The sequence below is a fragment of the Micromonospora pallida genome, from assembly GCF_900090325.1.
GTDB lineage: Bacteria > Actinomycetota > Actinomycetes > Mycobacteriales > Micromonosporaceae > Micromonospora > Micromonospora pallida.
Window position 1 is genome coordinate 4,540,859 of sequence record NZ_FMHW01000002.1, and the last position, 14,374, is coordinate 4,555,232.

Annotated in this window: 13 protein-coding genes and 2 pseudogenes; 7 read left to right on the forward strand and 8 right to left on the reverse strand. The window is 72.6% G+C overall.

The annotated features are described in order from the left end of the window. Nucleotides 1-19: 19 nt before the first annotated feature. Entirely contained in the window at nt 20-793 is a 774-nt protein-coding gene (locus tag GA0074692_RS18635) for an enoyl-CoA hydratase/isomerase family protein (RefSeq protein ID WP_091646383.1), read from the reverse strand. Between the two features lie 96 nt (nt 794-889). Here GA0074692_RS18635 and GA0074692_RS18640 point away from each other — a divergent pair, with 96 nt between their 5' ends. From GA0074692_RS18640 to GA0074692_RS18650, 3 genes are all read left to right on the forward strand, one after another. Next, nucleotides 890-1,360, forward strand: a complete 471-nt coding sequence (locus tag GA0074692_RS18640) for a DUF6232 family protein (RefSeq protein WP_091646386.1) — start codon at nt 890-892, stop codon at nt 1,358-1,360. A gap of 76 nt (nt 1,361-1,436) precedes the next feature. Further along, nucleotides 1,437-1,916, forward strand: a complete 480-nt coding sequence (locus GA0074692_RS18645; protein ID WP_091646388.1) for a DUF6232 family protein — start codon at nt 1,437-1,439, stop codon at nt 1,914-1,916. Nucleotides 1,917-1,951: 35 nt separating this feature from the next. Continuing rightward, nucleotides 1,952-2,797: a hypothetical protein gene (locus tag GA0074692_RS18650; protein WP_091646391.1), complete on the forward strand. Its 846-nt coding sequence runs from the start codon at nt 1,952-1,954 to the stop codon at nt 2,795-2,797. Here the strand turns inward: GA0074692_RS18650 and GA0074692_RS18655 are convergent. From GA0074692_RS18655 to GA0074692_RS18670, 4 genes and pseudogenes are all read right to left on the reverse strand, one after another. After that, nucleotides 2,794-3,294 (reverse strand): GNAT family N-acetyltransferase, encoded by a 501-nt coding sequence (locus GA0074692_RS18655; protein ID WP_091646393.1) that lies wholly within the window; start codon nt 3,292-3,294, stop codon nt 2,794-2,796. The genes GA0074692_RS18650 and GA0074692_RS18655 overlap by 4 nt on opposite strands. Nucleotides 3,295-3,370: 76 nt before the next feature. Then, nucleotides 3,371-4,264: a ribokinase gene (locus GA0074692_RS18660; protein WP_091646396.1), complete on the reverse strand. Its 894-nt coding sequence runs from the start codon at nt 4,262-4,264 to the stop codon at nt 3,371-3,373. A gap of 16 nt (nt 4,265-4,280) precedes the next feature. Further along, nucleotides 4,281-5,123, reverse strand: a complete 843-nt coding sequence (locus GA0074692_RS18665; protein WP_091646399.1) for an ABC transporter ATP-binding protein — start codon at nt 5,121-5,123, stop codon at nt 4,281-4,283. Nucleotides 5,124-5,252: 129 nt separating this feature from the next. Then, nucleotides 5,253-6,430, reverse strand: a pseudogene (locus GA0074692_RS18670) (ROK family transcriptional regulator). A 238-nt stretch (nt 6,431-6,668) separates the two neighbouring features. Between GA0074692_RS18670 and GA0074692_RS18675 the strand changes: the two are divergent. Further along, a complete protein-coding gene (locus GA0074692_RS18675; RefSeq protein WP_091646401.1) occupies nt 6,669-8,120 on the forward strand; it encodes a glycoside hydrolase family 3 protein in 1,452 nt (483 codons plus the stop codon). Nucleotides 8,121-8,155: 35 nt separating this feature from the next. Here the strand turns inward: GA0074692_RS18675 and GA0074692_RS18680 are convergent, their stop codons facing one another. Both GA0074692_RS18680 and GA0074692_RS18685 read right to left on the reverse strand, forming a co-directional pair. Then, nucleotides 8,156-8,506, reverse strand: coding sequence for an STAS domain-containing protein (locus GA0074692_RS18680; RefSeq protein ID WP_091646404.1), 351 nt, complete (start codon nt 8,504-8,506; stop codon nt 8,156-8,158). 409 nt (nt 8,507-8,915) lie between these two features. Continuing rightward, a complete protein-coding gene (locus GA0074692_RS18685; protein ID WP_091646406.1) occupies nt 8,916-9,578 on the reverse strand; it encodes a GNAT family N-acetyltransferase in 663 nt (220 codons plus the stop codon). Between the two features lie 287 nt (nt 9,579-9,865). Here GA0074692_RS18685 and GA0074692_RS34055 point away from each other — a divergent pair, with 287 nt between their 5' ends. The 3 genes and pseudogenes from GA0074692_RS34055 to GA0074692_RS18695 all read left to right on the forward strand — a co-directional run bounded on the left by GA0074692_RS34055 (nt 9,866) and on the right by GA0074692_RS18695 (nt 11,323). Beyond that, nucleotides 9,866-10,054 carry a hypothetical protein gene (locus GA0074692_RS34055; protein ID WP_141725325.1) on the forward strand — a complete coding sequence of 63 codons (189 nt, stop codon included), beginning with the start codon at nt 9,866-9,868 and terminating at the stop codon, nt 10,052-10,054. 110 nt (nt 10,055-10,164) lie between these two features. Continuing rightward, nucleotides 10,165-10,680: pseudogene (locus tag GA0074692_RS18690) on the forward strand (hypothetical protein); the annotation flags it as partial. 133 nt (nt 10,681-10,813) lie between these two features. Beyond that, nucleotides 10,814-11,323, forward strand: a complete 510-nt coding sequence (locus tag GA0074692_RS18695; protein ID WP_091646409.1) for an NUDIX domain-containing protein — start codon at nt 10,814-10,816, stop codon at nt 11,321-11,323. Nucleotides 11,324-11,374: 51 nt separating this feature from the next. Here GA0074692_RS18695 and GA0074692_RS18700 read toward each other — a convergent pair whose 3' ends face one another. Next, nucleotides 11,375-14,353, reverse strand: a complete 2,979-nt coding sequence (locus tag GA0074692_RS18700; protein WP_091646411.1) for an AfsR/SARP family transcriptional regulator — start codon at nt 14,351-14,353, stop codon at nt 11,375-11,377. Nucleotides 14,354-14,374 lie beyond the last annotated feature (21 nt).

Below are 14,374 nucleotides of genomic sequence, written 5' to 3' on the forward strand. Positions count from 1 at the left end.
GAAGCTTCGGCGCGGCGTGTCAGCGTCCGGTGAACCGGGGCTTGCGCTTCTCTACGAACGCGGCCATGCCCTCGCTCCGGTCGTCGGTGGCGAACAGGCCCGCGAAGAGCTGGCTCTCCCAGGCCAGGCCGGAGTTCAGGTCCATGTCGAGGCCGGCGTCGACGGCGAGCTTCGCCGCCCGCAGCGCCTGCACCGGGCCGGTGAGGTACGGCTGGACCAGCTCGACGGCGGCGAGGTAGACGTCGGCGGCCGGGACGACCCGGTCGGCCAGCCCGATCCGCAGCGCCTCCTGGGCGTCGATCATCCGGCCGGACATGATCAGATCCTTCGCGCGGGCCGGGCCGACCAGCCGGGCCAGCCGCTGGGTGCCGCCGGCTCCGGGGATGATGCCCAGCTTGATCTCCGGCTGGCCGAGCTTGGCGTCCTCGGCGACCACCCGCCAGTCGCACGCGAGGGCCAGCTCGCAGCCGCCGCCGAGGGCGTACCCGGTGATCGCGGCGACCACCGGCTTGGGAATCCGGGTGAACTCGGTGAGCGCGCTGGAGAGACGCGCGGAACGCTCGACCATGTCCACGTAGGACATGTCGGCCATCTCCTTGATGTCCGCCCCGGCGGCGAAGACCTTCTCCCCGCCGTACACGATGACGGCGCGGACCTCGGGGTCGTCGGCGGCGGCCGTCGCGGCTTCGCGCAACTCCTCCTGGACCTGCACGTTGAGGGCATTCATCGGCGGCCGGTCCAGCCGGATGGTGCCGACGCCGTCCTTGGTCTCCAGCCGAACGAACTCGCCCATACTGCCCTCACTTCCGCGTCGAAGTCGCGTGCCAACCTTACGGCGCGGGTCGTTGGGTAGATAGTCTGGTGTCAGTCCCGTCACCGGGAGTTGCCGATGGTCATGTTCTACGACGACAGGTCGGTCCAGGTCACCTCGACCGCCGTCCGGGTCGACGGGCAGCGCTTCCTGCTGGCCGAGATCAGCGAGGTCTGGCACCAGCGCGGCAGCCGGTCCTGGCGGGTGCTCGCCGGCCGGGGCGCGATCGGGGCGGCGATGGCCGGCCCACTGGTGGCCGCGGTGCTCGGCATCGCCCTGGCGATCTGGCTGCACCGGTCGTGGACCGTCACGATCGCGATCGTCGGCGCGTCCGTGCTGGTCGGGCTCGCCGTCGGGCCGGTCGCCGACATCCTCTTCGAGTACCTCGACCGCTCGTACGCCCGGGGCAGCCGGGAGCGGGAGATCTGGATCCGCTGGCAGGGCCAGCCGGTCCGGCTGGTCCGCACCGCCGACGCGCTGCGGTTCGGCCAGATCTACCGGGCGCTGCAAAGGGCGATGGAACGCGACCAGCCGGTCCGCTTCCGCTGATCCGTCGTCCACACTGGACGGCGAATTCCGCCGACCGGGGCTGTCGAACCTGGCCCGCGACGGGTTCACTGTAGAGATGACGCTCTATTACCAGGACGACGCGGTGCAGGTGACCTCCGAGTCGATCCGGGTGGACGGGCACACACTGCGGCTTCCCGACATCGCGTACGTCTGGCACGCCCGGGGCCGGACCACCCTCGGCCAGCACTCCCGGAAGCTGGGCCGGGGCGTCCTGATCCTGCTGCTCTCCCTGCCGCCCCTGGTGGCCCTGGTCTGCGTCATCTCGCTGGCCTGGTCGGCGCAGGACCGGGGGAACTGGACGCTGGCGCTGATCGTCGTGGCCGCCTTCGTGGTCGGCGCGCTGGTGCTCACGCCCTTCCTGGAGCTGCCGCTCGGCTGGCTGGACCGCTCGTACGAGCGCGGCGACCGGGTGCACGAGCTGTGGGTGCAGCACCGGGGGCACGACGTCATGCTGCTGAGCAGCCCGGACGCCCTGCGGTTCGGGCAGATCTACCGGGCCGTGCAGCGCGCCGTCGAACAGCAGGGCGACGCCTGACCCACCCCTGGCGGTCGCGCCGCACACTTGGTCGCATGGTGATTCCCCTCCCCCGCCCGTCCGCCGTCCTCGGGATGACCACCGACGCCGCCTTCCGGGCCGCCGGACTGACCCGGTCCGCGGTCGACCAGGCGCTCGGCTCGGCGGTCTCGCTCGCGGCCGTACCGGCGCGCGCCTTCGCGGTGCTCGACGCCGTCGAGGCGCTGGTGAACAGGATCGACGGGGTCGTCGACCGGATCGAGCAGACCCTGGACCGGACCGATCAGGTGCTCACCGACGCCGAGTCGGCCGTCCGCGAGGTCGCGGTGATCAGCGCCGCCGCGACCACTGCGATCGAGAACGCCACCGAGGTCGCCGCGAAGGCAGCCGTGGTGGTGGCCGAGGCCGAGCAGGTGTCCGCCGTGGCGGGCCGGGTGGTCGCCGAGGCGGAGCGGGTCTCCGCGAGCGCGGCCGGGTTGATCGGCCGCGCCGAGCAGGTGGCCGGGGCGGCGGCCACGGTGGTCGCCGAGGCGGAGGTGGTCGCCCGGCGGGCGGCCGGCACGGTGGAGACGGCGGAGGCGGCCTCCGCCACCGCCGGGGAACTGCTCGCCGCGTACGAGCCGGCGCTGCGCCGGAGCGCCCCGATGGCCGCGCGGTTCGTGGAGCAACTCAGCCACGAGGAGGTCACCGCCGCCATCCGCCTCGTCGACGAGCTACCCAAGCTCAAGGAGCACCTCACCACCGACATCCTGCCGATCCTGGCCACTCTCGACCGGGTCGGCCCGGACCTGCACGACCTGCTCGACGTGACCCGGGACCTGAAGTTGGCCGTGGCCGGCATCCCCGGCCTCGGCATGCTCCGCCGCCGGGGCGAGCGCCTCTCCGACGACCAGGCCGGCTAGGTTCCGGAAACGTCGGTAACCAGGTCCCGGACGTGTCGTCGGCCGGGTTGGCTGTCGAGCATGATCTCGCCGACCGGGGCGAATCCGGTGCGCCGGAGGACCGCGAGCGAGCCGGCGTTCCGCAGGGCGGCGGAGGCGAACAGCCGGCGCAGCCCGTAGCGCTCCCGGGCCAGAACGCAGACGGCCCGGACGCCGTCGCTCGCCACGCCGTGTCCCGTCGCCCGTTCCGCCACCCGGAAGCCCAGGTCGGCGCTGCCGTCGGCGATGTCCACCAGGTTGAACCGGGCCAGCACGGCGCCGTCGTCGTCCACCAGGACGTGGAAGCGGCACTGGCCGGTGAGCTGCTCCGCCAGGAGTGCCGCATGCCGGGCGGTGAATCCGGCGAAGTAGTCGTCGCCCCGGTCCGGCACGAACCGCGCGAAGTACGCCCGGTTCTCCCGCTCGAAGCGGAGCAGGGCGGGAGCGTGGCACGGTTCGAGCTGCTGGAGTTCGGGCACCGCCCCACCGTACCGGCCGACCGGAGGAGATTCCGGAAGCGGAGCGCGGGCACCTCGCGGTACCGGCAATCGGGGCTCAGGCCGCGTAGAGCTCGTCGATCTCGGTGCGGTGGGGCAGCGCCACCGACGCGCCGAGCCGGCGGGAGCAGGCCGCGCCGGCCGCTGCCGCCCAACGGACGGCGTCGGGCAGGTCGCGCCCCTCGCCCCAGGCCACGGCGAGCGCGGCGGTGAACGCGTCGCCCGCCCCGGTGGAGTCGACCACCTCGATCCGGAACGCCGGGACGTGCAGGGCGGCGCCGTCCCGGTCGACGTACCACGCGCCGTCGGCGCCGAGGGTGAGGACCGCCCGGGGCACCAGGTCCAGCAGCGCCGCCGGGGCCTCCCGTCCCCGCCCGGTGAGCGCCACGGCCTCGACCTCGTTGACCACCAGCATGTCGACCGCCGCCAGCAGTTCCGCCGGGACCTGCCGGGCCGGGGCCGCGTTGAGGACGACCCGGGTACCGGCCGAGCGGGCCACCACGGCCGCCTCGGTAACCGTCTCCACCGGGATCTCCAGTTGGGCCACCATGACGTCGGCGTCGCGGACAGCGGCCAGTTCGGCGTCGGTGAGCCCGGTGAGAGAGGCGTTCGCGCCCGGCGTGACCAGGATCAGGTTCTCGCCCTCGGCGTTGACCATCACCAGCGCCACCCCGGACGTGCCGTAGGTCACCCGGAGCAGGCTGGTGTCCACGCCGGCGGCGGTGATCCGGGCTCGCAAAGTGACCCCGAAGGAGTCCGACCCGATCGCGCCGAGGAAGGCGCAGGAGGCACCCGCCCGGGTCGCGGCGATGGCCTGGTTGGCGCCCTTGCCGCCGGGCACCATCACGAAGTCGGTCCCGAGCAGGGTCTCCCCGACCCGGGGCAACGCGGGGGACGTCCCGACCAGGTCCATGTTCGCGCTGCCCACCACCACGACCCGGGTCTGCGGCACGACAGGCTCCGGCGGGTCAGGCGGCGCGGGCGGTGAAGCGTTCGCCGGAACGCTCGACCACCAGCGGCAGGCCGAAGGTCTTGGAGAGGTTGTCGCTGGTCAGCGTGGTGCCGAGCAGTCCCTGCGCGACCACACCCCCGTCGCGCAGCAGCAGCGCGTGGGTGAAGCCGGGCGGGATCTCCTCCACGTGGTGGGTGACCAGCACCAGCGCCGGCGCGTCCGGGTCGTACGCCAGCTCGGCCAACCGGGCGACAAGGTCCTCCCGACCGCCCAGGTCGAGCCCGGCGGCGGGCTCGTCGAGGAGCAGCAGCTCCGGGTCGGTCATCAGCGCGCGGGCGATCTGCACCCGCTTGCGCTCCCCCTCGGAGAGGGTGCCGTAGCCCCGGTCGGCGAGGTGGGCGACGCCGAGCTGGCCGAGCAGGGCCCGGGCGCGGGCCTCGTCGGTGCGGTCGTAGCTCTCCCGCCACCGGCCGACCACCGACCAGGCGGCGGTGACCACCACGTCGGTGACCTTCTCCTCGGTCGGGATCCGCTCGGCCAGGGCGGCGGTAGTGAGCCCGATCCGGGTACGCAGTTCGTTGAGGTCGGTGCGGCCGATCCGCTCGCCCAGCACGTGGGCGGTGCCGGTGGTCGGGTGCAGCCGTCCCGACGCCAGGTTGAGCAGCGTGGTCTTCCCGGCGCCGTTGGGGCCGAGCACCACCCAACGCTCGTCCAACTCGACGCGCCAGTCGACGTCGTGCAGCAGCGCGGTGCCGGACCGGCGCACGCCCACCCCGTCGAGGTTGACCACCAGATCCTCGTCCACGGCTGAAGATGCGGGTGCGGCGCCATCCGCGCCAGGGATCAGCTCAGCAGTCACCCATCCATCCAACCATGTGACCGTGGCCGGGCACCCCGACGGGCGACGCGCGTCACGGCAACACCTTGCAGGCCAGGGGCATGTAGTGAAGAATTTCTTCACATGGGAACTGGGGTCCGGCGCGGCCGGTCAGCCGACCGTGGAACCGAAGACCTCGTCGCGGACGGCGTCCAGGGCGGTCCGCAGCGCGCCCCGCAGGATCGGTTCCTCGCTCAGCCCGGTGGGCACCACCCTCGGCCGAACCAGCGTGATCGCGGCCACCTCGTGCTGCACCCGCTCCGCGAGGGCCGCGCCGCCGGCCCGGCCGATCTCGCCGGCCAGTACGACCAGCGGCGGGTCCAGCACCACGCAGGTGCTCGCCACCCCGAGCGCCAACCGGCGGGCCACCTCGTCGAGCAGCGGACCGCCGGCCGTACCGGCCGCGATCGCCGCCCGGACGGCCTCGGCGGCGACGACGTCGTCCGGGAAGCCGTACTCCTGGGCCACCGCGCGGACCGCCTCCGCCCCGACCAACTGTTGGAACGCCGGCTTGGCCCGGCGGGAGACGTCCCGGGGAATCGGCACCCCCGGCACCGGCAGGTAGCCGATCTCGCCGGCCGCGCCGCTGCTGCCGTGGTGCAGCCGCCCGTTCAGCATGATCGCCAGACCGACCCCGGCGTCCACCCAGACCAGGACGAAGTCCGTCACCCCCGGGCCGCGCCGGACTGCGCCTCGGCGACCGCCGCCAGGTTGACGTCGTTCTCGAAGAGCACCGGTGTGGCCAGGTCGTCGCGGAGCGCGGCGAGCAGGCCCCGGTGCCAGCGGGGCAGGTTGAACGCGAAGGTGATGTCCCCGGTGGCCGGGTCGACCAGACCGGGGGTGCCGAGCACGACCCGGCGCACGCTCGCCATCGGCGTACCCGCGTCCTGGGCCGCCTGCACCACCGCGTTGTGCACCACGCCCACCGGGTCGTCGGTGTCCCGGGTCGACTGCTCCACCCGGCCGATCACCGTCCCGGTGATGTCGGCGCAGGCCGCCACCACCCGGTCCGCGCCGACGTCCACGCCGATCACGTGCGCGCTGCCCGGCCGGACGGCGTAGAGCTGGGCGTTCGGCCCGCGTCCGCCGGCCTGCTCGCCGACCCGGGTGACCAGCCCGCGTTCCTCGAGCCGCTCGACCAACTGGCTGGCGGTGACCTTGGAGAGCCCGGTCAGCTCGCCGAGCCGGGCGCGGGTGAGCGGACCCTGTTCGAGGAGCAGTTCCAGCGCCGCGCGGTCGTTGAGCGCCCGCAACAGGCGCGGGGTGCCGGGCAGCCGCGTCGAGCTCATGCCGTGTCCTCTGGTTTTGGTAAACCTTGTTGATCGAGCGGTGTGGTCAACCATGTTGATCGAGCGGTCTGGTCGACCATGTTTGATCGAGCGGTCTGGTCGACCATGTTTGATCGAATCGATCCGGGCTGACCGTAGCCTATCGGCCGGTCCCGACAGAGGTCAGCGGCCGGACGACCGGCACGGGGTCGTCGATCAGCACGCCCGGGAGACCGGACGACGTCGAGAAGGAGATCACGTGGGAATGGATCCAGGACTTCGTCGCCTCGCCCTCGGCACGCTGCTCGCGGCGTACCCCGGGCCGACCCCGCCGGACTGGGCGCTGGACCTGGTCGGCGCGGGGCTGGCCGGGTACACCCTGTTCGGGACCAACGTCGAGACCCCGGCCCAGGTCGCCGCGGCGACCGCCGCGCTGCGCGCGGTCCGCGCCGACGTGCTGGTCGCGATCGACGAGGAGGGTGGTGACGTCACCCGGCTGGCGCACGCCACCGGCAGCCCGTTCCCGGGCAACGCCGCGCTGGGCGCGGTCGGCGACGTGGCGCTCACCCGCCGGGTGTACGCGGCGATCGGCGCGGAGTTGGCCGCGCTGGGCATCACCGTCGACCTCGCCCCGACCGTGGACGTCAACAGCGTCGACGAGAATCCGGTGATCGGCACCCGGTCGTTCGGCGCCGACCCGCTCCTGGTCGCCGCGCACACCGCCGCCGCCATCGACGGGTTGCAGGACACCGGGGTGGCGGCCTGCGCCAAGCACTTCCCCGGGCACGGCGCGACCGTCGCCGACTCGCACCTGGAACTGCCGACCGTGGATGTCCCGCTGGCCGTGCTGCGCGAGCGCGACCTGCCGCCCTTCGCAGCGGCGGTGACCGCCGGAACCCAGGCGATCATGACGGCGCACATCCGGGTGCCGGTGCTGACCGGCGAGCGGCCGGCGACCTTCAGCCGGGCCGTCCTGGTCGACCTGCTCCGCCGCGAGTTGGGCTTCACCGGCACGGTGATCACCGACGCGCTGGAGATGAAGGGCGCCTCGGTGGCCGCCGGCGGGGTCGGCCCGGCCGCTGTGGCCGCGCTCGCGGCCGGCGCGGACCTGCTCTGCGTCGGGGCGAAGGTCGACGCCGCGCTGGTCGAGCACGTGGTGGCCGAGATCGTCGCCGCGCTCGGCGACGGGCGGCTGGCCCGGGACCGGGTCGAGGAGGCGGCCGGCCGTACCGCCGAACTCGCCGCCTGGACCCGGACCACCGACGGACCCGCGCCGGACCACGGCGATCTCGGGTACGCCGCCGCGCGCCGCGCGGTCCTCGTCGAAGGGATCGTCGCCGGGCTGGACCGGCCGCTGGTGGTGCAGGTGCACGCCACCGCCACCATGGCCGAGGGCCGGGTGCCGTGGGGGCTCGGCCCGCACCTGACGGAGGCCGAGGAGTTCCGGGTGGTGGCGGGCGAGACCGACCCGGCCGCCCTGCGGGCGCTCGCCGGGGACCGCCCGGTCGTGCTGGTCGGCCGGCACCTGCACCGGTTGCCGGGCGGCGCGGAACTGGTCGAGGAGCTGGCCGCCGTCCATCCGGTGACTGTGGTGGAGATGGGCTGGCCGGGGCGCTGGCGGCCGGCCGGGGTGCGGGCGTTCGTCGCCACGTACGGCGCCAGCCACGCCAACGGCCGGGCCGCCGCGGAGGTGCTCGGCCTGATCCGCTGACCCGCGCCAGTCCGACTGCCCCCAGCCAGCCCGGCTCAGCCCAGCGAGCGGGCGTCGGGCGGCAACGGGGTGGTGGCGTCCGGCAGGCCCAGCAGTGGACCGACCGAGGTGATCCGCAGCACCCGCTCGACCGCCGGCTGCGGATTCGCGACCCGCAGCGACCGCCCCCGCTCCCGGGCCAGGCTGAACCCCTCGATCAGCGCCCGCAGGCCGGTCGAGTCGAGAAAGCTCACCTCAGCCAGGTCGACCAGGCACTCCCGCAGGTCGGGCCGGTTCAGCGCGGCGGTCAGCGCGGCCTCCAGCGAGCCGACCGTAGACATGTCGAGTTCGCCCGACGGGGTCAGCACGACGCCGTCCGGGCCGGTGTCCCGCACCCGTACCTCCATGACCGTTCACCGCCTCTGCGTCCAGCAACCTCGTCGCCGACCCTAACCGCCCGCTTCGCCCGGGAACCACCAGACCGGCACGACTCATACCGTCCGTCACCACGACCGGGCCACCAAGAAACATGAATAGCCGCAGGTCAAGCCCACTTCTGGACAACTTGACGCCGCCTTTGGAGGCTTGTCGGACGCCTCTTCGACACATAGCGTTACCTCACCGGGAAATCCGGTCGCCCGACACCTCCTCGGACCTGGGGGGAAGAGGCCGCGGACCGTGGATCCGGCCCGGGATCCACGGTCCGCGCCGGCCGCCCCACGTCGAGCAGCAGCGCCCCACGTCGAAGTGCCGGCCGCCCGCGTCGCGGTGCCGGCCGCGAGGGGTTGCCGGCCGGGAGCCGGGCGGCGGCGGGCGTCAATCGGGATGGACGATGTGCGACCGCCATCCCCGATCGGGGAAGCCGGCCGCCTCGGCGACCCGGGCCGAGGCAGTGTTCCGGGGCTCGTGCAGGTAGGTCGGCACCGCCCCCTCGTCGAGCACCCGCCGGGCGGCCTGCGCGACCAGCCGGCGGGCCAGTCCCCGTCCCCGGGCCTCGGGCACCGTCCCCACCGCCAACTCGTGGCCGTACCGGTCGTGCCGCTTGACGCCGACCCCGGCCAGGTAGTGGCCGTCGGCGTCCCGCACCACCAGCACCTCCCGGTCGAACAGGTGCAGCCAGGATGGGAACCCGGGGTCGGTCGGGTCGGTCCACTCCCCCACGTCCGGCAGCGCGGCAGGGGCGGTGCACCAGCGGAAGATCCCCTCGCTCAGCGGCAGGCCTGGGTGACCGACCGCCCGGGGCAGCGCCGACCACAGTCCGGCCGGTCCGTTCGCCGCCAGTGCCCGGACCGCCGGGACGCGCTCCGGCGGCACGGAGAGCACCGCGCCGTCCGGTGCGGCCACCGCGACCGCGGGACGAAGCCGGCGGTCCCAGGCCGGGCGGGAGCGTCGGGCGGTGCCGACCACGTGCAGTCCCGGCCCGGCCGGCCACTGGCCGAGCCAGGTCACCAGGTGCAGATGCAGCCGTCGGTCGAGCATTCGATCACCGTACGCGGGACGGCCACCCGTACTCGTGGGCTTCCCGCGACGCGTACGCCCCCGGCTGGCGCTCGGGGTGGCCGACGCTCCCTGTCCCGATCCGTCGTGGCGACGTCGGACTTTGCCCGCGCCTGAGTGGTTGAGACACCCGACAAGGGGTAAAGGGAGCGAACATCACCAATGGCCGACGGGCTGGACCACCGGTTTTCGCTCCGGGAACCTGACGGACCGGCCGCGCGTCACACCTATTTCCATAGACGGACAACTTTTTCTGGGATGGTACGGCCATGCCTAAGCAAGCAAGCGAACGAGACAAACGGGACACTGGACGGCTCTGGCCGACGCTCGCGGACGGCGTGCCCCCGGCGGCGCAGTCGCGGCACGTCGGCCAGCGGGCCGCGACTGCCGGGTCATGGGCGGACGTCAACCGGCTGCCGGCGAGCCTCTCCACACTTCGCCACCTCGGCACCCGCTGACCAGCGGTCACCCCGCGACACACCGGCCGCGTACGACGAAGGTCTTTAGCACACCTGTCGGGTAGGTTCGTGGTGTTCCGGCACGGCCACCGACAGGAGAAGCTCCACCCATGGGCAAAAAGACCATCCACGTCTCCGACTTCAGCGGCACGGTCCTCCAGACCGACGACGAGGTGGTCCGCGTCGTCGTCCTGGAGCACCCCGACCTGGTCACCGGGCCGGTGCAGTTGGAGATCAGCCCGACCGAGGCGGAGGCGATCGACGACGCGGCGCTCGACGTGGCCGTGGTGGAGATCTACGACCCGCACGGCGACGGCGAGCCCCGACGGGTGGTGCTGACCGCCAGCGAGTTCGACGCGATGGCGACCGAGACGCCGATGGCGCAACTGTTGCGCACCGCCGAGCGGGTCCGCCCGCCGAAGGCCCGCAAGACCGCCGAGAAGATCGACTACGGCACGATCGAACATGCCGGCAAGCCGCACCGGGGCCGGGTCACCGACGAGGAGGCCACGCTGGTCCGCGAGCGGCTCGACGAAGTCAACAAGCGGCTCGCCGACGCCGGGCTCCGGCAGATCGACCCGGCCGACCCGGAGCACGCCGGCCGGTACGGCTTCCCCGCGCCGGACGACACGACCACCGTGCCCGGCGGGAACGACACGTCCACTCCGGACGGTGTGCCGTTCGTGACGACGCAGGCCACGCCGGTCTGAGACCAGCGGGACGCGACGAACCGGCGGTGACCGCGTATCGTCCTGCGGTGTGAGCGGCGTACCCCACTCCCACTGCTCCGGCTGCGGCACCGCCTACCCCGGCGGGGCGGACTGGCCCCGGATCTGCGCGGCCTGCGGCCACACCACCTGGCGCAATCCCCTACCGGTGGCGGTCGCCGTCCAGCCGGTACTCACCCCCGACGGGCTCGGCGTGGTGGTCCAGCGCCGCGACATCGAGCCCGCCCGGGGCCTGCTCGCCCTGCCCGGCGGCTTCATCGAGTACGGCGAGGAATGGCGGGAGGCGCTCGTCCGCGAACTGTGGGAGGAGACCGGCCTGACCGGAGAGGCGGCGAGCGTACGGCTCTTCGCCGTGCATAGTGCCCCGAGTGGCGGGACGATCATGGTCTTCGGGGTGCTGCCGACCCGACGGCTGGAAGACCTGCCCGCCTCCGTGCCCACGGCGGAGTCGACCGAGTGGCTCGTCCTCACCGAGCCGGCCGAACTCGCCTTCTCCACCCACTCCGAGGTGCTCTCGAGCTTCCTCACCGCCGGAGCCTGAACGGCAGGCCTCTCCGGAGCGCAGCCTCGTTCCGTTCCCTGTCGTTGGTTGTCAGTCCGACAGCTGATCGCCGGAGAGCCTACGAGCGACGGCGGCCAACCGTTCCCGGACCGCATTCCGCTCTGGATCGTCGTCCCCGCCCAGTGCCTCCAGCGCGGCGCCGAGCCACAGACGTGCCGGGCCGTTGTTGCCGGCCGCCGCGTAAACCTCGGCGAGGATGGTAAGGGCATGAGAGCGGCGAAGGCTGTCGTCGAGTTCCTCGGCCACAGCGCTGGCCCGGATGGCCTGGGCGACGGCCTCGTCCCGTCGGCCGAGCCGGGCCAGCGCGTCGGCCAGGGTCACCAAAGCGTCACAGCGGACCCCCTCGTCGCTGACGCGTCCCGCCACGTCGAGAACGAGCCGGCACCGGGCCACAGCGGCCTCGGACTCGCCCGTGTCCAGGTGCAGTTCGGCCAGGCGGACCAGGGCCAGGCTCCGCCCGCGCAACGAGCCGAGCCGGTCCCACCGTTCCAGCGCCTCCCGGTGGTACCACGCCGCCAAGTCGTAGCGGCCGAGCCGGCGGTGGGTTTCACCAAGGTGGTACAGGGTGTATGCCTCCCCCATCGCATCGCCGCCGTCGCGGCAGGCAACCAGGCTCTGCTCGAAGAGGCCAATGGCCCGTCCGGTGGCACCGGTACGGAGATGGATGGCGGCAAGGTTGTGCAGACAGTGCCGCTCCGCCTCGGCGAAGTCGCACTCCCTGGCCAGCCGGAGCGCCTCGGTGAACGCCTGGGCGGCCGGACGGTAGCTGTAGACGGCGAAGTGCGTCGCGCCAAGGTTGACCAGGGTTCCGACCCTCCCCTTGTCATGCCCGTCGGCGGTGGCCGCGTCCACCGCTGTACGGAGCATCTCGAACACGTCGTCCTGCTGGCCGTATCGGTCGAACACCTCGTGCATGGTGCCCGCGATCTGCCAGGCATGCCGGTGGAAGCCCTCGGCTGCCGCTGTCCGGACCACCGCGTGCAGGTTCGTCCGTTCTGCCTCGCACCAGCGCATCGCCTCCGCGTCGGAGGCGAAGGGCAGCGGGGTCACCGACGTCGCCTCCGGGCCCGGGAGGTCCGGCACCGGCGGGCTCTGCGGTTCCAGCAGCCGGACCGCGTTGGCGGCGGAGAGCAGGTACCAGTCGAGCAACCGATGTAGGGCCTCCCGGCGCTCGGCGGTCGGCTCCTCACGACGGCACCGGTCGGCGGCATAGAGACGGAGCAGGGCGTGCATCCGGAACCGGCGGAGGGTGTCGTGGTCGACCAGGTGCGCCCGGACCAGGGCGCCGAGAAGGCGTTCCGCACCTGTCGGCTCGACAGCACCCAGCAGCGCCGCCGCGGCGCCTGGGCCGACCGTGGAGCCGGGAAAGAGCCCCAGCCGTAGGAAGAGCCGGGCGGTCACGGGTTCGAGCGCATTGACGGACCAGTCGAAGACACTGCGGAGGACACCATCGTCGGAGTCGTCGCCCTCGTAGTCGAAGAGCCGGGTACTCAGTTCACGGGCCAGTTCCCCGATGGACGTCCGAGGGCGGGACTTCACGTGTTTTCCGATCACCCGCAGCGCCAACGGCAGACCACTCGAGAGACGCGCCAGAGTGGCCACCGCCTCAGGTTGCGTACTCGCCCGTCGCGCATCGACAATCCGTCCGAGCAGCACCCGCCGGTCGGCGACCGGCAGTGGCGGCACCGTCAGGGACCGAATGCCGTTCCGGATGGTCAGCCGTTGGAGCGCGTTCCGACTGCAGATGATGGTCAGGCAAGTGTCGGATCGGGGAAGCATCTGCCGGGCCTGTTCCGAGTCGAGCACGTTGTCGATGACGACGAGCATTCGCCGGTCGGCGAGGAGTTGGTGGTACCTCTCCCGCCGTTCGTCGTCGTCGTGTGGCACGGCGGTGGCGGGTACGCCGAGGGCGTTGAGGAAGCGGGCCAGTCCTTGCCTGGGTCGTACCGTCGGTCCCGGGCCGTACCCCTCCGCGTCGAGATAGAGCTGTCCGTCCGGGAAACGATCCAGCCGCTGCCTGCCCCAGTGGGTGACCAAAGCGGTCTTTCCCACTCCCGGTGTCCCGGTCAGGACGATGACCCGGCCGCCACCGTCGTCAGCGGCCAGCGCGTCGAGTTCGGCGATCAGCTCGGTGCGGCCGGTGAAATCCGTGACGTCGTACGGTAGTTGTCGGGGAGTGAGCGATGGAACGGACGCGGTGTCCCTCACCCCGCCGCCCCTCCCGAGAGACAGCGGGAGTCCCACCGCCGACGAATCGAGCATCAGGTCGACCGTGGGTTCGGCGCGCATCTCCCGGCGGTAACGGCGGCGGAATGCCGTGACGAAGGCGCGCGCCTCGTGCCCCCGCCCTGCAGCGTGCAGCGCGCTCGCCCAGAGCCGGGCCAGCGTCTCGTCGAGATGGTGTTCACGGAGCAGCGGCTCGAGCCGGGCCAGCACCCTGTCGTGCCGCCCGAGTGCCAGCTCGCTTTCGCCCAGCATCTTGTACGCGTCGAGCAACCGGTCCCAAATGGTTGCGCGCCACTGCTCGGCTTGGACACCCCGCAGCTCGGCGAGCGGTTCGTCCCGCCAGAGCCCGACGGCGGTGTCCAACAGGGCCGCGCCGTGTTCGTGGCGGGCCTGCCCGATGGCGGCCCGGGCGTCCGTCACCAGGGTCGCGAAGCGGTGGTGGTCGATCAGATCCGGATCGATTTCCAGCCGGTAGGCACGGCTACCAGCGGCGCGAACCAACACATCGGATAGTCCTACCGACCTCAGCACCGCCCGCAGCCGGCTGGTGAGCGCGTAGATTATCGGCCGACAGGAATCCACTGGACGGTTTTCCCACAGAAGTTCCACGATCAATTCGATCCGCACCGGACGACCGACGTGGTAGAGCAGGACGGCGAGCAGACCCCGCTGTTTGGCGACTCCGAGCGGAACGCTGCGTCCGGCAACGGAAAGGCCGGTCGGACCCAGGATGGAGAACTCCATCGGCACCCCCACCACGCTCAGCGTCGTCCCCGGCACCATCCCCTCCAATTCTGTTCCGAT